This window comes from Desulfosporosinus sp. FKB (genome assembly GCF_002196705.1).
GTDB lineage: Bacteria > Bacillota > Desulfitobacteriia > Desulfitobacteriales > Desulfitobacteriaceae > Desulfosporosinus.
This window is the reverse complement of sequence record NZ_NADJ01000008.1, coordinates 82,739-102,047: the sequence shown is the minus strand read 5'-3', so window position 1 is coordinate 102,047 and position 19,309 is coordinate 82,739. Positions and strand designations below refer to the sequence as shown.

The window sequence follows — 19,309 nt, the reverse complement described above, 5'->3', positions numbered from 1 at the left end:
TCTCTTAATACTGTCAACAACTATTTTCTTCAAGCAACAGGTTTGAGAGGATTTAAAAGGCGCTGTTCTCGAGCGCTTTGTTATAATACCACTTCTTCCTTAACTATGTCAACACTTTTTTATTACTTTTTTCTTGAGGAAGTGAATTTTTCAAAACTGTTTTTTAAAAAACAGTGAAAACAATAGAATTCATAGTAATTATCCGGTTTTATCTTAAAAATCCTGACATAACTATGAATTCTGTAATTCAGCTATTTACTTGCGCTTAACTCAGTCAATTAAGACTATTCAACAATGACAAGGAAGATAAATCTATTCGACTTCTTGAATAATTGGCAGGATCATAGGTCTGCGACGGGTTTTTTCATAGAACTGCTTACTTAAGGCGTCCCTAATTTGACTTTTAAGAACAGCCCATTCCGTAATATGATTCTCACGGCAGCGTGCCATGGTTTGCTTAACCTTTAATTTGGCTTCATCCAGCATAGACTCTGATTCTCGAACATAAACGAAGCCACGAGTCACTACATCAGGTCCGGCAACAATCGCACCTGTTGAGCGACTAATCGTCATAACGACAATCAGAATACCATCCTGAGACAGTTGTTTGCGGTCTCTCAGAACAATATTGCCTACGTCGCCAATACCTAATCCATCTATCAAAACCTTGCCAGCTGTAACCTTGCCCCCTATAGCTGCTCCGTGACGTGTAAACTCAACAATTCCTCCATTTTCAGAAACGAAAATATCTTCGCGCGGAACACCCAGTTGTTCAGCTAATTGAGCATGCTTAATCAGCATCCGATATTCACCGTGAACTGGCATAAAGTATTTAGGGCGTACCATATTTAGCATCAATTTTTGTTCTTCCTGACTTGCATGACCAGAAACGTGCATTCCCTCCGCCGATTCATAGATAACGTTGGCACCGAGTTTAAATAACTGATCAACAGTTCTGGCGACAGATTTTTCATTGCCAGGTATCGGGCTTGCAGAGATTATGACGGTATCTCCAGGCTGGATAGCTACATGACGATGATCATGATTTGCCATCCTAGTCAGCGCGGACATGGGTTCTCCTTGGCTGCCTGTTGTTAGAATGCAAGCTTGATTACCAGGCAAGCCGATAATCTCATCGATATCAACCAACGTACCATCAGGTATATCTAAGTATCCTAATTCTGCAGAAATTCCAACAATATTAAGCATACTTCGACCTACAACAGCCACCTTACGATTGGTTTTGACCGCTGAAGTAATAGCCTGCTGTAAGCGGTAAACATTTGACGCAAAGCTTGCCAGAATAACCCGTTCCTTGGCATTACGAAATGCCTCGTCGATCATCTCGCCAACATTTCTTTCTGATGGGGTAAATCCTGGCCTTTCCACATTGGTACTATCGGAGAGAAGGCACAATACTCCTTTATCTCCCAACTCGGAAAATTTATGAATGTCTAATATTTCTCCTGATACAGGCGTATGGTCCAATTTAAAGTCGCCGGTATGAACAATAGTCCCCAAGGGAGTATGGATAGCCAATCCAACAGAATCCGGAATGCTGTGATTGACTCGAATAAACTCGATTCTAAATACTCCAAGCTTGATCGTATCCCGCGGTTGGACCACAGTAGCCTTGATATTATTTAAATTACTCTCTTTCATTTTAGATTGAATAATACCTAACGTGAGACGTGTCCCAAAAATAGGCACATCAATATCTCGCAAAAGATAAGGTAATGCGCCTATATGATCTTCATGTCCGTGAGTTATTAAGATACCAAGAAGCATCTCTTTGTTTTCAATTAAATACGAATAATCAGGTATAACAATATCAATTCCAAGCATTTCGTCTTCAGGAAATGCAAGGCCGGCATCAACAAGTACCATCTGGTTATCATAACGTATGACGGTCATGTTTTTGCCGATTTCCCCAAGTCCGCCCAAGGGGATAATTTGTAGTTTATGCTCTTTGGGCAATAAAATCTACCTCCAGTAAATTATTTTATCTCTTGATTGTGCCTTAAAAGCTAAGGAGATCCCCGTGGTTTCTTTTGACGCCAAAATTAGGGCAACAAAAAAAGCGAAATACTCTAAGCGAACACAATGACGTCCAGTGTTCGTCAGTATTTCGAAAGCATCTATGAAACTAGCCGCACAACAAATATAATTCATTATAGCGCGCAAATCCCTTGCTGGCAAGTTTCTTCAATGCTTTCGGGGTAATAGTAAAAAATCTTACAATTTATTTAGAAGATTTAATCCAGTTTTTTCTAAAGTCAAGCAATCCAATGTATGGTGCCAAATCTATATGTGAATGCCCTAATATGGAATAAAGTCATTTATTCTGGAGACTATAGTTTTAGATTCTGTTTGAGAAAGGTGGTTAAATTATCATGCCTAATACAAATGTAGTATGCTCTGCTACAGACTGCAGCCACAATGAAGAAGGGCATTGCCAACTGGAGACACTCAGCGTAACATCGAGTGTTGCAGATCGTGAAGCTGAATGTGCTTTCTATGAACCAAGCGAAACATAAATGTTGCTATTAATCAGAGGAATCATCCAGCTTAGTAGTATATTAGTCATTACTCCTTAGGGGTAATGACTATATTTTTTTCAAACAGAATACGAATTTAGAAATAGAATACTTCTCGGAAAACCAAAATATTCTTTTAAATTTTAATAGAGTTACTAAAATTTTTTCAATCAATCCTTCAATAACCAAAGACATGTATTTTGCGAAATCGCAGGCAAAAAAACAAACTCCGTACCATCATTCCGAAATGGGTACGGAGTAAGTCAACTTAAGTTAGGTAATTAATTCTATTAGATTTCTTTGCTCTTCATAGGGGACCACAAGAAGCAGATAAGCTGATATCAAATAAGCCTATTCTCAGACCATTTGGTCCATGGCTCTTCCGGAGGCTGCTTTAAGTTCCAATCTTTGCAAAAGCTCTATCCGTTTAACGTTATTCATAAGATCCTGCAAAAATTTAAGTTCCTCTGCTGTCGCCTTAACTAAGGGCAGACGTACCCCTCCAACCTTGTGACCATACATGTTCAGGAGAGCTTTGACAGGAACAGGGTTAGCGGTGATAAAAATTCCTTTGAAAACTGGAAACAGTTCAAGATGCCAATCAGTAGCTTTGGCTGTATCTCCGGCAAACCAAGCATCAACCATAGCTTTCATTTCGTCTCCGATCACATGGGCTGCCACGCTGATAATCCCGCTGCAGCCTAACGCTAACATTGGCAATGTCATAGAGTCATCTCCGCTATAAACAGCAAAGCTGGCTGGCAACATTCTTTTCAGTTCACTTACCTGATCAAGAGATCCCGCCGCTTCTTTTAAAGCAACAATGTTCGGTATTTCTGACAATCGTTTTACGGTTAAAGGCATGAGATTAGCTGACGTTCTTCCCGGAACATTGTATAACATCAAAGGTAAAGGCGTTGCTTCGGCAATTGCCTTAAAATGCTGAAACATCCCTTCTTGAGAAGGCTTATTATAATATGGCACAACTGCCATTAAACCGTCTACGCCCGTGGCTGCGGCTTTACGGGCCAGAGATATGCTTGCTTCTGTGGAATTTGTACCGATTCCTGCAATGACCGTACCCTTAGATCCCACGGCCTCTTTAACGACTTTAAAAAGTTCAATTTTTTCCGTCTCGGTCACGGTCGGAGATTCGCCTGTTGTTCCACAAACGACAATCCCATCAGAACCATGGGCAACCAAATACTCCGCCAAGTGTTTTGCTTCTTGATAGTCTACCTCCATCGTTTCGTTCATAGGAGTCACCATGGCCGTGAGTATTCTTCCAAAAGACATTTTACTCATCCTTTCTCAATAACATCCAGTTCTCTCCTCTTCCTAACAAACACCTAACCGAAACTTTTGATGTAAAGCCTGTACCGCAGTTGCCATGTCTTCCTTATGAACTAAAACCCAAATAGTAGTATGTGAATCTGCTGATTGCAAGATTGTTACACCAGCATCTGAAAGTGCTTCGACCATATCAGCCATCACACCGGGTACACCAGCAATTCCGGCTCCAACAATGGATACTTTTGCACAACTCGGAATAACACCCGGCTCAAAGCCCATATTTTGCAATATTTTAATGGCCTTCGAGGCTACTTCATCAGAAACAGTAAACTCTACAGCTTCCGTCTGAACACTAATAAAATCTACGCTTATATCGGCGAGCGCCAATGCTTTAAAAATCCGTTTGTCTGTAAGATGAAGATCCGGAGTATTCTCAGTTAACACTTTCAATTGAGTGACATTGGGAGTATGAGCAATCCCCGTAATAATACGATCATTAGTTATATCTGTACCTACCCCTCGATCCGGAAGCATATTTGTAACCAAGGTCCCTGGTGCATCGGAAAACGTGGATTTTATCCTCAGTGGGATGTTTCGCTGCATCGCAATTTCCACGGCTCTGGGGTGAATCACTTTAGCTCCTTGATAAGCTAATTGACATATTTCATTATAGGTTACTGTATCAATAATCCGTGCGTCTTCGACAATTCTTGGATCAGCTGTCATGATGCCATCAACATCGGTGTAGATATCTATCGTTTCAGCTTCCAGAGCAACTCCTAAGGCTGATGCAGTTGTGTCGCTTCCTCCCCGCCCAAGAGTCGTAATCTGACCATCTTCTGTTATGCCCTGAAAGCCTGTTACAACAACCACTTTCCCTTTCTCCAATTGTTCTAAAATAGCTCCCGGCTCTACTCGAACAATCCGTGCATCGCCAAAATCATCGTTTGTAATAATTCCGGCATGCGCTCCAGTGAAAAGCACGGCTTCAAAACCAATGCTATTAAGAGTGCTTACTAAGACTGTTCCGGAAATAACTTCCCCGCAGCTCATCAACAAATCTAATTCCCGTTTAGGCAAATCTGAATAAATTCCTTTTGCCAGATTGAGAAAAGTGTCCGTGGCATAAGGGTCCCCGGATCTGCCTATCGCCGAAACAACAACCACCGGAGAATATCCGCTATGCACAGCTTCCGAAACTTTAGATGCCACATGAGCCCTGCGTTCTGGTGTCGCTACAGAAGTTCCTCCAAACTTCTGAACCAATATCCGCAAAACAACCCCCTCTTTCGAGGTCCGATTCTCGAACCTTACCCTTTACATTAATCCTTTTTATAATTAAGATCTAAGTTCATAGCAACAAAAGTCATTGTATGTTAAGTAGTTGCAGATTAATTACAGTAAAAGTTCTGCGATCTGCACAGCATTTGTAGCTGCACCTTTACGAATTTGATCTCCTACCACCCACATATTGATTCCTTGAGCAATTGAAAAATCCTTCCGCAATCGTCCGACATAAACTTCATCGGTATCTGCACTAAACCATGGCATAGGATAACGATCACTGCTGGGATCATCATCAACGATAACACCGTTAGCCTTACTTAAAGATTCACGTATTTCGGCAATACTAACGGGTTTTTCAGTTTCGACATTGATCGATTCAGAATGACTGCGGAAAACCGGCACTCGAACAGTCGTTGCGGTAATTGCCATATTCGGTGCATGGAAAATTTTCTGCGTCTCTTTAACCATTTTCCACTCTTCTTTGGTATAGTCACCTTCTTGAAATACATCAATGCGCGGAATAAGGTTAAAGGCAATTTGATATGGAAAAACAGCTGGCGTTATTTTATCCCCTTTTGACCAGGCTTTAACCTCACCTTCCAATTCTTCGATCCCTTCACGCCCTGCTCCGGACACAGCTTGATAAGTCGATACCACAATACGCCGGATACCTGCCAAATCAAAAATCGGTTTTATAGCCACAGCCATAATAATGGTCGAACAATTAGGGTTGGCAATAATCCCTTTATGGTTTTTTACATCCTCGGGGTTAACCTCTGGGACAACCAGTGGAACTTCCGGATCGAGACGAAAAGCACTGCTGTTATCGATTACAACTGCACCGCTTTTTACGGCCGAAGGAGCAAATTCCGTACTTGCAGAACCACCGGCAAAAAGCGCTATGTCGATACCTTTGAAACTCTCGTGAGTTGTTTCTTGAACCTCAAGTTCTTGACCTTGCCATACTACTCTTTTCCCTGCAGATCGTTTCGTGGCCAATAGCCTTAACTCTTCAACAGGAAAGTGACGTTCGGCTAGGATCTTTAAAAATTCCTGCCCGACTGCACCCGTGGCGCCAACAATTGCTACATTTGACATTCCTATATTCCTCCTTAAGTTGGGTTGATCAGGTGGGTGCCTTGTTTTGAACAAGGCACCTTCTCACAATTTAATTAAACCAATCGATTTATCGATAATCCCAAAGAACAGGCTGAACCTGTTTCCCTTCAAGCGCCATGAGGATTGTTTCCGGAACTTTATCCATATGAGCGACCAATGAATTCGCTTTTGTTGCAGGATTATCTTGCCCAAATGGTACCAAATAGATATTCTTTGTTATAAGCAGCGTTCCAATATTACGAGCATTTAATCCTAATCCATCATTCGTTGATACAGCTAAGACCACAGGTCTTTGATTACGAAGATGGGATTTGGCGGCCATAAGAGCCGGAGTATCGGTTATCCCATTCGCTAACTTAGCGAGGGAATTTCCAGTACATGGAGCAATCACAACACAATCAAACATTTGTTTAGGACCTATCGGTTCCGCGCCAGGTATTGTGTGAATAATTTCCTGCTGAGTTATTTCCTTAAATTGACGTTTCCAATCATCAGCATTTCCGAATCGAGTGTCCATAGTATCTACAGAATACGAGATAATTGGTGTTACAGTCGCACCTTCATCTACCAAACGTTTCATTACTTTGACCACTTCATGTAACATACAGTGTGACCCAGTAAGAGCAAACCCGATTTTTAACCCGTCAAACTGCATCCCTTCGCACCTCCACATTTAAGACTGAACATTGGCAATCATGGTGGTCAAGTGACGAAGAATAAGTTGCGGATAAATTTGAGCAAGAATTCTGCCGGCAGATTTGGGAGCTACAATACCTGGGAGACCCGGAGCAAGGATAGCTTTGATGCCCAGCAATTGAGCAAACTCAAAATCCGTTCCTCCCGGGATAGAAGCCAAATCAACGATAACAGCATCCTTTGCCACCTTTTCCAACATTACGCGGTCTAAAATAAGATGAGGGACTGTGTTAAATATAATTTCCGCACGCTCAATCTCTTCTTCCAAATCCGCAAAATGTACCCCTTTGATTCCCATTTCAACTGCACGGGCTAAATCTGTTGGCTTACGGGCTACCCCTGTGACGTGGGCTCCAATTCCTTTCAGCATTCTCGCTAAGGACCAGCCGGTACGTCCCAAACCTAGGACGAAACTTTCACTCCCGTGAATAGTAATGTTCGTAGCTTCCATAGCCATTTGGATAGCTCCTTCAGCAGAAGGAATGGAATTTAAGATGGCAAGTTCATCAAGATAAATCGTTTCTACTAACTGGATTCCCATTTTTTCTGCTGCGGACTTCAAAGCCGGACGCGCAAATCCGATAATCAGCGGAACGCGTGTTGGAATAGCCTGAAGTACGTCTTTGTTAAGCATAAGTGGAGAAGCCGAGTACTTGGCTTTAACTGACCCACGTTCATCGGTACCGAACATCGGAAAAAGCAACACATCCACCTGATCAACCGCTTCGAGAAGGGATGATACAAATGCCACCCCCGGAATGGGCGAAGCTTTTTCAAATCCGACCCCGACTATGTAGGCCCCCAGTTTTTGAAGTTCGGGAATTAAATATAGTTCCCTTTCATCCCCCCCAATTACCGCTACACGAATTCCTTTCAGATCCGCACTCATCTTTATGCCCCCTTTGAGACAGTGTCCCATTGACTACTATCCATTATATGAGGGAGGAAGAGCAGCGGTTACGCATGACAATTACCTAATCGAGGAAATTCTCCAGGCCAACCACAAGATCGGTTAAGTCAGCAGCTTTACGTATGGCTAGCATTACCCCCGGCATATAAGTCTCTCTTGTATAGGCGTCATGCCGAATTGTTAAAGCTTGTCCTAATCCACCAAATAAAACTTCTTGATGAGCTATTAGTCCCGGCAGCCGAACTGAATGAATGTGAATCCCGCCTATATCTGCGCCGCGGGCTCCTGGAATTTTCTCATATTCATTCGGATGTCCTTGTACCATCGGGGGACGAACTTCAGAAATGAGTTCAGCAGTTTTTAAAGCAGTTCCAGAAGGAGCATCAAGTTTTTGGTCATGGTGCAACTCAAGAATATCTACATGAGGGAAATATTTGGCCGCTTCTCGCGCAAATCTCATCATTAATATTGCTCCAATAGAAAAATTTGGTGCAATAAATGCCCCTACCCCTTCCTTTACTGCCAGAGTTCGAATCTCTTCGAGTTCAGCGTCATCTAAACCCGTCGTACCAACTACCGGAACAACTCCGGCAATAATTGCGGTTTTAGCATTCTTTAAGACCGATTGAGGATTTGTAAAATCCACTAAAACATCGACATTGGAAGTACGCAAACATTCTACATCTAAAGGACCAGAAATATCTAAACCCATTCGCGGAAGGCCCACAACAAATCCAACATCCATTCCTTGATGACGTGTATCTGAAGCTCCTGCCAGAATTAGGTCATCCTCTTTAACGAGAGATCGTATCACTTCCTGTCCCATTTTCCCACTTGCCCCAGCTACAAAAACTCGGATTTTCTTCAAAGGAAACCCCTCCTGCGATAATAAGGCAAAACCCCGTTGCCAAACGCAATGCGGGGTTAAAGCTTTTCCCTTCATTTTATTGGGTATCCCGTTCTCTGTCAAATTGAATATTTTAGCGATTATTGTCAAACTTGTCGTGCAAATCAATAATAATTACCTCTGAACCCACTTTTTTTATGGTTTGCCAGGGAATTACCAGCTGGTCGCGGTCTCGATCCCCTCTTGAACTCCAAAACCCGGAAAATCCTCCTCGAGAGGCAAGAATGATCGCTTCAACAGTTCCATTTAATGAGATATCAAGATCTGCATCTCCGACAAGCCCCAGTTTCGCACCGTCATGTAAATTTATTATTTCCTTCCCGGCCAGATCACTTAATAACATTCGCTCTTTACCTCCCTATCTTCTTCAGCCTCAGCCAGACCTTAAAGCCAAAAGGTTGTAAGATAGCTAATATTAATGAAAAGACAGCCAGGGGTTCAACAAAAAAGCTTGAGTTATTCCACCAATCCTCGGGAATTTTTAAAAAAGAGAATAAAAGTTCAAGGGAAAGATATATGCCTCCGGCTGTACCTACTAACTGACTTAAGGCAATAGCTAACTGGTTATTTGATGAGGGCTTAGAGCGCCACATGATCATAAATTTTCGCTCACGTACTGAAATTATCACCCCGATAATTAATAACGTAACCCCAAGGGCCTGCATGTTCATTCCCCCTCATGGGGATTGTATGATTTAGCTTATCACCCTAGAACAAGAAAAAGAAGGATATAATAGTCCTTCTTTTCCTCTTCTTTGTATTTTTATGTTCAGCATTAGCTGAACGAGTTCACTAATTTCAAATCCCTGTGGAGCCAAAACCACCTGATCCCCGATTCGATTCTCCCAGCTCTGATACTTCTTGCCATTGAACCTGAAATATAGGCATAAATACCATTTGAGCGATACGATCTCCCGGATTTATAGTAACCGTCGTCGAGCCGAGATTCTGCAGCAATACTTGAATTTCTCCGCGATAATCGGAATCGATGACTCCAACTCCATTGGTTAAGCCAATCCCAGATCGATTTGCCAATCCGCTCCGAGCAAAAACTAAAGCAACAGCATCTTGACACGGGAGCTCAATTGCTATACCCGTCGGGATCTTTACATTGTCACCTGGATTAAGAAGGAGTTTTTCTTCAAGGCAAGCACATAAATCCACACCCGCTGAGGCTGAAGTTGCATAAGACGGAAGGGACACAGAAGGTAACAGTTTTTTGATCTTAACGTTAAGCGAATTTGTCATCTTAAACTCCCACCTTAATCATCCCAGCCTATCTTCTTCAACAAATCTGCTAATACAACTTCATGACCAGCCGGGCCTAAGGTCATAATACTGATTCTATCCTTCTGCCAAAGACGCCTAATTACCCGTATGACGTCCTCTTGGGTCACATTTTCAAGCTTTTCTACCACTTCTTCCGGAGAGAGTACCCGATTATAGGTTAATTCTGTTTTCCCTAAACGGCTCATACGACTGCTCACGGATTCCAGTCCTAGATACAAACCACCCTTAATCTGGGCTTTTGTCCGTTCTAGTTCCTCTGTAGTAATTCCCTTATTCCGAATGGTCTTAATTTCTTCAAGAATACACTCAATAACTTCCTGTGTATTGTTGGGACTAGTGCCCGCATAAACAGCAAACAAACCTGTGTCTACATAGGTTGAATGATAAGAGTAAACAGAGTAAGCAAGTCCGCGTTGTTCCCTAACCTCCTGGAACAAGCGAGAACTTAATCCTCCTCCTAAAACATTATTAACGATATGCATGGCATGAATATCCTCATCATCTTGACCCAAGCCAGGAACACCGATGAGAATATGCATCTGTTCCGTATCTTTTGTTTGGTAGCGTTCTACCTGCTGTCCGACCGGTGTTTCCTCAAGAATTCGGCGTCCCCCTCGTTTAAAGGTCCCAAAGTGAGCAGAAAGTTTAGCTACAATATCATCATGTTTAATCTTTCCTGCTACAGATATCACGACATTGTCCGGAGCGTAATGTTCGGAAAGATAAGTCAAGATTTTTTCCCGATTTAAAGCACGAATGCTCTCTTCTGTTCCTAAAATGGGTTTACCTAAAGGATGATCATTCCAGACCTGTTCAGAAAAAATATCATGAATCAACTCATCCGGAGAATCTTCATACATTTTGATTTCTTCGATGACTACGTTCTTTTCTTTTTCGATTTCTTTTTCTTCAAAGAGCGAGCCAAAGAACATATCACTCAAAACATCAATGGCCAAATCGAGATCTTCATCAAGTATCTTGGCATAGTAGCACGTGTATTCTTTCGTTGTAAAAGCATTCAGCTGGCCTCCAACGGCTTCAAGAGACTCAGCGAGAGCACGGGCATTTCTATGTTCAGTGCCTTTAAAAAACATGTGCTCAATAAAGTGTGAGATTCCCTCATATCCGGTCTTTTCATCTCTCGAGCCTGCTCCAACCCAGATTCCTATGGCAGCCGATCTCACATGCTCGATTTCTTCAGTTATAATTCTAACTCCATTCGGTAATACCATTTTTTGATACAATTAACTCACTCCCCTATTTCCCAAAGGAATAGAAACTTAACAACGAGTGATTCTTAGCAACGTCACGCTCACTTAATAACGGAACAGTGCCTAGTTTTTGTTTTCCTAGCCAAATTTCCCAGCGTCCTAGTCTCTCTCCGGCCTCTAGCGGCAGATCTCCATTCTTTTCCCATACAATATGAGTTTGAAGTTTCAAACGTTCTGTTTTAGGAATACTTACATCTACAGGAGCTTCTGTGAAAACTCGAACCGGATCCTTAGACTTAGTAAACTCTGTAATCGTCTGTCCGGCATTTGCCAAGTGTACAATCTCAGTATTGTTAAAACCCCACTCCAATAATTTCTTAGCATCTCCAAAACGATCGGGTGCATGAAGTACCACGACTAATAGTTGACGTCCGTCTTTAGTCGCCGAAGCAACAAGACATTTTCCCGCTGCTGTGGTCGTTCCGGTTTTAACCCCGTCTGCATAGGGATAGTTCCAAAGCAGTTTATTCGTATTGCGCAAATCCATCATCACATCGGGTTCCAGAAAATGAATCTCCGTTTCTTTTTGGCGAGTAATTGAGGCGAATTGAGGTATAGATAATCCATGCCGGGCCATAAGGGCAAGATCATAGGCTGTGGAATAATGATCCTTGAGAGGTAATCCGTTAGTATTTCCGAAATGCGTGTTTTGAGCGCCTAAAGCCAAAGCTTTCATATTCATTAACTGAACAAATCGCTCCTCGCTTCCGGCGATGTGCTCTGCAATCGCCACACAAGCATCGTTTCCAGATTTAACCAAGGCCCCGGTAATTAGTTCATAAAGATTAATTTTCTCTCCCGGGTCAAGATGTAAGGTTGCTTCACCAACATTGGCAGCCTTTTGACTAACAGTAACAACTTCATCCGAATTTCCAAGTTCAAAGCCTAAAATTGCCGTCATGATTTTAGTAGTACTGGCAGGAGGACGGCGTTTGTTTTCTTGTTTTCCAAAGAGAATGTCCCCTGTTTTAACGTCCATAAGCACTGCCGCATCTGCGCTAATTCTGCCTGGTCCCTGCTGGTCGGCAACTGATTTTTCAGGTGCAGCAGACTTCGTCGGGGTCGTGCTCTTTGCGGGTTGTTTTGGCCGAGCAGCTTTTGACGATTTTATTGATTTAACGGCTTGACTAGAAGAGGCATAGGCGGGTTCTACCCCACAGAAAGCGAGACATGTGATACAAAGAAAGACGCAGCAACAAGCACGCGTCCACGTTCGACTGATCATCAAACCACCTCAACTTTTAAGTTCATCGTGAGGTAGTATTTCCGATCTGATCAAATGTTATTAGTGCATCGAGAGTTTGGAAGGTAAATCCTTCGCGAGTCAACTGGCCTAAAATAATCGGTAAAGCCTTTACTGTATTTAATTTCGGATGCATTAAAACGATGGCACCATTTTTTTCAGGCTTGATGCCAAACCGTACAGCTGGATTAATAACTCTTTGAGCAATGATTCCTGGTGTGCTTCCCTCGCGCCAATCCACAGTATCTAAGGTCCACAAAATTGTCTGATACCCTAACAGATCCGCCGCCCGTAATCCTGGCGCTCCCTTTTCTCCATAGGGCGGCGCATAGAAATGAGTTCTTCTGCCGATAATCCCCTGGATAATACTCTCTGTTTTTTTTATCTCTTCCTGATTTGCTCCAACTGATAAATTATCAGGATGGGGATGGGAATAGCCATGATTTTCAATCTCATGACCGCGATTTGCTATCTCTTTTAACAATTCCGGGTTTTTTTTAGCCCAGCGGCCCGTTACAAAAAACGTAGCCTTCGCATGGTCATTATCTAAAGCTTCCAACATTGCCGGAATAAACTCTTCTCCCCAATCAACATTGATAGTAAGGGCCATGACTTTCTGATCCGTATTGATTTGTTCCACAGGCTTAGAAACATGGGAAGTGGAAAGCACCATCTTATGCTCAACGATAATTCCAAGCAACAAGAGAAAGAAAATCCCGCCTAACGAGAGAATTCGTCGCGAGATTTTTAAGTTAATAAACATTCGCGTCCCCCCTTCCATAAATTTATGCTCAGAGGGGAATTAACAGACTGATCATTAAAAAATATTAGCTACTTTGATGAACTAACAGCAGGGTCCTTTCGAGCACTTGCCATCGCTTCTTTACGAGAAAGATTCAATCGACCCTGTTTATCAATGGCCGTAGCCTTCACCGTAATTTCATCGCCAACTTTTACGACATCTTCAACCTTTTCGACTCGTTCCTGAGACAGTTGTGAAATATGCACTAATCCTTCTTTTCCGCTCAGTCCAAGGACTCCGGGAATAACCTCTACAAAAGCTCCAAAATCCATGACTCGGGTAACTTTTCCTTTATAGATTTTACCAACCTCGACGTCTTGAGTTAAAGCCTGAATAATTTTTAAAGCTTGCTCCCCGCCTTCTCCGGCAACAGAAGAGATAAAGACGCGGCCATCATCCTCAATATCAATTTTAACGCCCGTTTCTTCAATAATTTTCTTGATGGTTTTTCCACCTGGTCCAATAACATCGCGTATTTTATCTGGATGTATTGAGGCGGTAATAATGCGCGGCGCATAGATTGAAAGTTCTGGTCGAGGTTTATCAAGAACGGCCAGCATCTTATCGAGAATAAAGAGGCGACCGGCTTTAGCCTGAGTGAGTCCTTGGGCAAGAACTTCGCGGGAAACTCCTTTAATTTTTATATCCATTTGCAGAGCCGTTACCCCTTTGCTCGTGCCCGCGACTTTGAAATCCATATCTCCAAAGTGATCCTCTAGTCCCTGGATATCTGTAAGAATTGCGAAATTATCGCCTTCCTTAATTAGACCCATGGCCACGCCGGCAACTGGTGCCGTAATCGGAACACCGGCATCCATCAAGGAAAGAGTGCTTCCGCAAACGGAGGCCATAGAACTGGAGCCATTGGATTCCAATACTTCCGATACCAGACGTATCGTATAGGGAAATTCATTTTCATCCGGTAAAACTGGAACAAGCGCTCTTTCCGCCAAGGCACCATGTCCAATCTCCCTACGGCCCGGTCCACGCATGGGTCGTGTTTCTCCGACACTGTAGGGCGGAAAGTTATAATGATGTATGTAACGTTTTGAACGTTCTAATCCTAAACCATCTAGAATTTGTTCATCTCCAGCAGCCCCTAACGTAGCGACGGTTAATACTTGAGTTTGCCCCCTGGTAAAGAGACCTGAACCATGAGTTCGAGGTAAAATTCCTACCTCAATACTAATAGGACGCACTTCATCAACAGCCCGGCCATCAGGGCGAATATGTTCATCTGTAATTAATTTACGGACAATTAAATGGACCATGTCCTCTAAAACAGTTTCTACCGCCTTCATATCATCGGGGAACTCAGCCGCAAAGAATTTCAGAGCATCGACTTTTACTTCATCAATAGCACTTTCCCTGGCCTTTTTCTCCTCGACGCGAACAGCAGCATCTAACCTGGTATAGGCATAGGCTTTAACTGCCTCAACAATGGTTTCAGGAATTTTATCGAATTGGACTTCCATTTTTTCCTTTGCCAAGCCCAGCTGTAAAGCTTCTTCACGATACTCTGCAATGAACTTAGCAAGTTTTTTGATTTCAGAATGTCCAAACATAATAGCTTCGAGCATTAACTGTTCTTCGACTTCTTGAGCACCGGCTTCAACCATCATAACGGCTTCTTCTGTTCCAGCTACTGTTAGATGCATCTTACTCTTACCGCTTTGTTCAATCGTAGGATTAATTATAAATTCCCCATCCACAAGTCCAACTGTGACCGCCGCAACAGGTCCCTCGAAAGGAACATTTGAGACAGCAAGAGCGGCTGATGCGGCATTAATTGCCGTGATATCGGTCGCACAGTCCTGATCAACCGACATGACAGTCGCTACTACTTGGACATCGTTACGAAACCCTTCAGGAAATAACGGACGAATGGGACGATCTATTAAACGGGCAGATAAGGTCGCCTTTTCACTGGCTTTTCCTTCACGTTTAATGAATCCGCCTGGAATCTTACCAGCGGCATACATACGTTCTTCGAATTCAACTGTGAGAGGAAAGAAATCAATACCTTCCCTCGGTGCTGGACTACATGTTGCAAAAGCAGATACTACTGTATCCCCATAACGAAGAAAAATTGCGCCACCAGCCTGCTTGCCAATTTTTCCGGTTTGGAAAGTCATCGTTCGTCCGCCGACGGAGATTGACTTTTCAAATACTTCCTGTTTCACAATGGAACCTCCTTAAAACTTTCAATCCTTCTTTTTAACTTGTTTCCTCTTCGACATATTATTATTATTTCCTGCAATTTGTAAAAAAAACTCTTTACCTAAGAATATCTCTGAATTATACGTAAATATAAGGAAAAACTTTTAAAAACGTTAAAAGAAGTGGATCAAATGACCCACTTCTATAGTACTATCTTTATTATTTTCTCAAACCAAGGGCGGTAATAATATTACGATAACGTTCAAAATCAACTTTTTTCAGATAGTTTAATAACGAACGTCTGGAACCAACCATTTTTAAAAGCCCACGCCGCGAATGATGGTCTTTTTTGTGAGTTTTAAAATGTTCCGTTAAATAGGTAATACGTTCCGTAAGGAGAGCAATCTGGACTTCCGGGGAACCAGTATCTCCTTCGTGTTGAGCATATTTAACTATAATCTCTTGTTTCTTTTCAGGTGTCAGCATGTTAATTTCCTCCAATAATTAATATTCCCTACTACCCAGCACACCGTCGGAGCTTCGATAAGCCGAGTCAGCGGGTCCCATAGGTTCTATGATAGTATACATGGTTCTTTGGCTTTTGTAAAGTTCCGGGCCTTCTTTAAAACAATCCCTTGAGAAGACTCTGAGCTTTTATTTTATCGGTTTTCAATTGAAGGAGAAGTTCGTTAATGCCATCGAATTTCCTCTCGTCACGCAACCGTTCCTCAATATGAATTGTTAATTCCTGACCGTATAAGTCTCCGTTAAAATCGAAGAAATTCACTTCAACACTCGTCCCATACATATCATGAAACGTAGGCTTCATACCGATATTCATCATACCTGATACAAAGGCACCATTAATAGTTGACCAAACAGCATAGACACCTCGTTTGGGAATTAGTATGTCCTCATTTGGGCGAAGGTTTGCGGTTGGATAACCCAATAATCGTCCGCGTTCTTCCCCATGAATCACTGTTCCGCTTAAGCTGGGAGATCGGCCCAGGAGGGCACTCGCCAAAGCAATATCTCCTTGCAGTAAAGCTTTACGGATACTGCTCGAAGAAATAACCCTTCCTTCAAGCATCTGTGCTTGAAGAACGCTTACTCCAAATCCATATTGCTTACCTAATAGCTGGATTAGTTCTGGATTTCCCTTGCCATGAGCACCAAACGAATAGTTAAAACCCACAACAACGCGAACTACCCCTAAGGGCATAAGAATCCTGATGACAAAGTCTTCCGGTGAAGTATTGGCCATCTCACGAGTAAAAGGAATGAGAAATACTGTGTTTACCCCGATCTCCTCAAAATATTTCAAACGTTCTTGATTCGTCGTAAGTAACTGAATTCCTCGTTCAGGCTGGAGAACTTTCAAGGGATGGGGCTCAAAGAGCAAAACACTAAGACCTACTCCCAAACGTTCAGCTTGTCTCAATCCATGCTCAAGCAAACGACGATGTCCAAGGTGCACTCCATCAAAATTTCCTAATGCCAATACACAAGGCTCTTTATTAGTTGGCATATTTGTTTGAACTTGCACGGATTTTGACCTCCTAAATCATCCAATAACCTTATAGGGAAAGAGAGAATTTTCACGCCACACTCCAATTCCAATTAACAGTTCTCCCTCAAGAACTTGAACCTGAGAATTTGAAATAGGGTCTGAGGTCCTGACTAGTTCTCTCTTAGTTGATAACCCATTGCGAAAAGCATTAGCCCGGGCAGCTGATAAGTAGACCTTGGGAAGATCAATGCCGGCTGTTAAAGGCAAAAGGAAGGGAACCGGTGATGTTTGAACTGTCTCGTCGATCTCTTCGAGAGTCCAGCTGTCTTGAATTTCAAAGGGGCCGGACCGAACCCGAAGCAAGTAAGACATATAAGCCCCGCAGCCTAAGTCCTCACCTAAGTCATGACACAATGTTCGAATATAGGTCCCTTTGGAACACTCGATATATAAAATTGCCCTCGGAAATTCATCTTCATACCACTTCTTAAGCTCGATCTTATAAAGAGTTACCTCACGCGGCTCTCGTTCTATAGAAATTCCTTGCCGAGCAAATTCATATAAGCGCTTGCCGTCTTTGTGTACCGCTGAGAACATGGGAGGAATTTGAGAAATTTTGCCTGCAAATTTCCTTAACACTCTCTCAACTTCAGTTCGTTGAAGAAAAGGCTGTTTCTCGTAGACCGTTTTCCCAAAAGAGTCTTGGGTTTCGGTTTTAATTCCAAAGGTGACCTCGGCAAGATATGCCTTTCCCTGCTCAGTAATATATTCAGCAAGACGAGTTCCTTTTCCTATACAGATGGGCAAAACTCCAACAACTCCAGGATCCAAAGTGCCGGTGTGACCAATTTTCTTTGTCTTCAGTGTTCTGCGCATCCAAGCAACAACATCCGCAGAGGTCATTCCCGGCGGTTTGAGTACGTTAACGATGCCGTCCAAGGATCAACCCCTCCTCAATGGCACTAATGACCTGTTGCTTAGCCTCAGTTAGTGAAACCTTGAATGTACAGCCGGCAGCACGCTGATGTCCCCCGCCGCCAAATTGCGCTGCAGTCATATTGACATCAAACCATAAGTTGGAGCGAAAACCACTCTTAATCTCTTGTGCTCCCACTTCCTTGAGCAAGACGGCTACCTCAACCCCTTTAATGCTCCTAGCATGATTAACCAATCCCTCACTGAGTTCCTGGTCAGCTGCGCTTTGCCGGAAATCCTCAAGAGTTAAGGTCATGACTGCCAGCTGACCTTCAGCATAAAGCTCCAGACTATTTAAGGCTGCTTGCAAGAGCTTTATCTGCGCAAGCGGTTTCTGGTCAAATAAATGATAATGGATGGCTGCTAAATCCAATCCCGTCTCAATAAGTTCTGCGGTCAGGCGATGAGTGTGCGCTGTTGTATTGCTATATTGAAAACATCCTGAATCTGTCACAATGCCTGTATAGAGATTTGCCGCTATTTCTCGATTAATAGCTATTCCCAATTGTTTAAGCAACGTTAGACAAATTTCAGCACAAGCGCTCGCCTGATCATTAATCCAGTTTAAATGTCCGAACTTTTGATTTGAAATATGATGATCAATATTAATAACAATGCTATCATCTAAATAATCCGGAGTTAATGATACACGTTTTAGATCCGTACAATCCACAAAGACTAAAACTTGAGGCCTCGGGTCCGGCAAAGTTTGCCGAATACGATCAGAACCCGGCAAAAAAGCTAAAGCCATCGGTACGCGGTCCGGATTAAAGAACGTTACCTTTTTGCCCATTGTTTCGAGGGCAAGTCCAAGAGCCAACATAGACCCTAAGCAATCGCCATCCGGCGAGACATGGGAGAAAAGCGCCACCGATGGCGCTTTTCTCAGGACTTCCAGTATTTCTTCTGTTAATAGACGTTCACTCATGCGATTCATCCTTGTCTGCAGTATCCGCTGCACCAACATCGCGCAGCAACTTAGCAATATGGGCACCATGTTGGATTGATGGATCGTTGACGAAAACTATGGCTGGTGCATGTCGCAAACGAATTCGTTTCCCGATTTCACTTCTCATAAAACCAGCCGCTCTATTAAGGGTATCTAAAGATGTTTTAGTATCCTCTTCATTGCCCATAACACTAACATAGACTTTAGCATGAGCTAAATCATTAGCCACATCCACACTTGTTACTGTGACAAAGCCTATTCGAGGATCTTTGAGTTCAACTAAAATCATTTGAGATATTTCTTCTTTAAGGGTTTCAGCCAAACGGTTAGGTCGATGTTTTGACATAGGTATCCCTCCTG

General features: G+C 42.7%; 20 protein-coding genes. 1 reads left to right on the top strand and 19 read right to left on the bottom strand.

What is annotated here, in order from left to right:
* Positions 1–312: 312 nt before the first annotated feature.
* The gene (locus B5Y67_RS01520; RefSeq protein ID WP_088224822.1) at positions 313–1,977 is read right to left on the bottom strand and encodes a ribonuclease J; all 1,665 of its coding nucleotides are present in this window, start codon (positions 1,975–1,977) and stop codon (positions 313–315) included.
* Positions 1,978–2,393: 416 nt separating this feature from the next.
* Here B5Y67_RS01520 and B5Y67_RS01515 point away from each other — a divergent pair, with 416 nt between their 5' ends.
* Entirely contained in the window at positions 2,394–2,537 is a 144-nt protein-coding gene (locus B5Y67_RS01515) for a DUF1540 domain-containing protein (RefSeq protein ID WP_088187445.1), read from the top strand.
* 357 nt (positions 2,538–2,894) lie between these two features.
* Here B5Y67_RS01515 and dapA read toward each other — a convergent pair whose 3' ends face one another.
* From dapA to rbfA, 18 genes are all read right to left on the bottom strand, one after another.
* Positions 2,895–3,833 carry a 4-hydroxy-tetrahydrodipicolinate synthase gene (gene dapA / locus B5Y67_RS01510; RefSeq protein WP_088224821.1) on the bottom strand — a complete coding sequence of 313 codons (939 nt, stop codon included), beginning with the start codon at positions 3,831–3,833 and terminating at the stop codon, positions 2,895–2,897.
* Positions 3,834–3,875: 42 nt separating this feature from the next.
* Positions 3,876–5,105, bottom strand: coding sequence for an aspartate kinase (gene dapG, locus B5Y67_RS01505; protein WP_088224820.1), 1,230 nt, complete (start codon positions 5,103–5,105; stop codon positions 3,876–3,878).
* A 120-nt stretch (positions 5,106–5,225) separates the two neighbouring features.
* A complete protein-coding gene (locus B5Y67_RS01500) occupies positions 5,226–6,215 on the bottom strand; it encodes an aspartate-semialdehyde dehydrogenase (protein WP_088224819.1) in 990 nt (329 codons plus the stop codon).
* Positions 6,216–6,303: 88 nt separating this feature from the next.
* On the bottom strand, positions 6,304–6,891 hold the full coding sequence (locus B5Y67_RS01495) for a dipicolinate synthase subunit B (RefSeq protein ID WP_088224818.1): 588 nt from the start codon (positions 6,889–6,891) through the stop codon (positions 6,304–6,306).
* 18 nt (positions 6,892–6,909) lie between these two features.
* Positions 6,910–7,821 (bottom strand): dipicolinate synthase subunit DpsA, encoded by a 912-nt coding sequence (gene dpsA / locus B5Y67_RS01490; RefSeq protein ID WP_088224817.1) that lies wholly within the window; start codon positions 7,819–7,821, stop codon positions 6,910–6,912.
* A gap of 85 nt (positions 7,822–7,906) precedes the next feature.
* A complete protein-coding gene (gene dapB / locus B5Y67_RS01485; protein WP_088224816.1) occupies positions 7,907–8,710 on the bottom strand; it encodes a 4-hydroxy-tetrahydrodipicolinate reductase in 804 nt (267 codons plus the stop codon).
* Between the two features lie 112 nt (positions 8,711–8,822).
* Positions 8,823–9,092, bottom strand: coding sequence for a YlmC/YmxH family sporulation protein (locus B5Y67_RS01480; protein ID WP_088224815.1), 270 nt, complete (start codon positions 9,090–9,092; stop codon positions 8,823–8,825).
* Between the two features lie 7 nt (positions 9,093–9,099).
* Positions 9,100–9,414: a hypothetical protein gene (locus B5Y67_RS01475; protein WP_088224814.1), complete on the bottom strand. Its 315-nt coding sequence runs from the start codon at positions 9,412–9,414 to the stop codon at positions 9,100–9,102.
* Between the two features lie 133 nt (positions 9,415–9,547).
* Entirely contained in the window at positions 9,548–9,997 is a 450-nt protein-coding gene (gene dut, locus B5Y67_RS01470; RefSeq protein ID WP_088224813.1) for a dUTP diphosphatase, read from the bottom strand.
* Positions 9,998–10,011: 14 nt separating this feature from the next.
* A complete protein-coding gene (locus tag B5Y67_RS01465; protein WP_088224812.1) occupies positions 10,012–11,283 on the bottom strand; it encodes a pitrilysin family protein in 1,272 nt (423 codons plus the stop codon).
* Between the two features lie 13 nt (positions 11,284–11,296).
* Positions 11,297–12,535 carry a D-alanyl-D-alanine carboxypeptidase family protein gene (locus tag B5Y67_RS01460; RefSeq protein ID WP_088224811.1) on the bottom strand — a complete coding sequence of 413 codons (1,239 nt, stop codon included), beginning with the start codon at positions 12,533–12,535 and terminating at the stop codon, positions 11,297–11,299.
* Between the two features lie 22 nt (positions 12,536–12,557).
* Complete coding sequence (locus tag B5Y67_RS01455; RefSeq protein WP_088224810.1) at positions 12,558–13,316, bottom strand: polysaccharide deacetylase family protein; 759 nt, start codon at positions 13,314–13,316, stop codon at positions 12,558–12,560.
* Between the two features lie 68 nt (positions 13,317–13,384).
* The gene (locus B5Y67_RS01450; RefSeq protein WP_088224809.1) at positions 13,385–15,538 is read right to left on the bottom strand and encodes a polyribonucleotide nucleotidyltransferase; all 2,154 of its coding nucleotides are present in this window, start codon (positions 15,536–15,538) and stop codon (positions 13,385–13,387) included.
* Positions 15,539–15,734: 196 nt separating this feature from the next.
* Positions 15,735–16,001: a 30S ribosomal protein S15 gene (gene rpsO / locus B5Y67_RS01445; RefSeq protein WP_088224808.1), complete on the bottom strand. Its 267-nt coding sequence runs from the start codon at positions 15,999–16,001 to the stop codon at positions 15,735–15,737.
* 136 nt (positions 16,002–16,137) lie between these two features.
* Entirely contained in the window at positions 16,138–17,061 is a 924-nt protein-coding gene (locus B5Y67_RS01440; protein ID WP_088224807.1) for a bifunctional riboflavin kinase/FAD synthetase, read from the bottom strand.
* An 18-nt stretch (positions 17,062–17,079) separates the two neighbouring features.
* The gene (gene truB / locus B5Y67_RS01435; protein WP_088224806.1) at positions 17,080–17,964 is read right to left on the bottom strand and encodes a tRNA pseudouridine(55) synthase TruB; all 885 of its coding nucleotides are present in this window, start codon (positions 17,962–17,964) and stop codon (positions 17,080–17,082) included.
* Positions 17,948–18,928 carry a bifunctional oligoribonuclease/PAP phosphatase NrnA gene (locus B5Y67_RS01430; protein ID WP_088224805.1) on the bottom strand — a complete coding sequence of 327 codons (981 nt, stop codon included), beginning with the start codon at positions 18,926–18,928 and terminating at the stop codon, positions 17,948–17,950. Before B5Y67_RS01430 ends, truB begins: the two co-directional genes overlap by 17 nt.
* Positions 18,921–19,295: a 30S ribosome-binding factor RbfA gene (gene rbfA / locus B5Y67_RS01425; RefSeq protein ID WP_088224804.1), complete on the bottom strand. Its 375-nt coding sequence runs from the start codon at positions 19,293–19,295 to the stop codon at positions 18,921–18,923. Before rbfA ends, B5Y67_RS01430 begins: the two co-directional genes overlap by 8 nt.
* Positions 19,296–19,309: the final 14 nt, after the last annotated feature.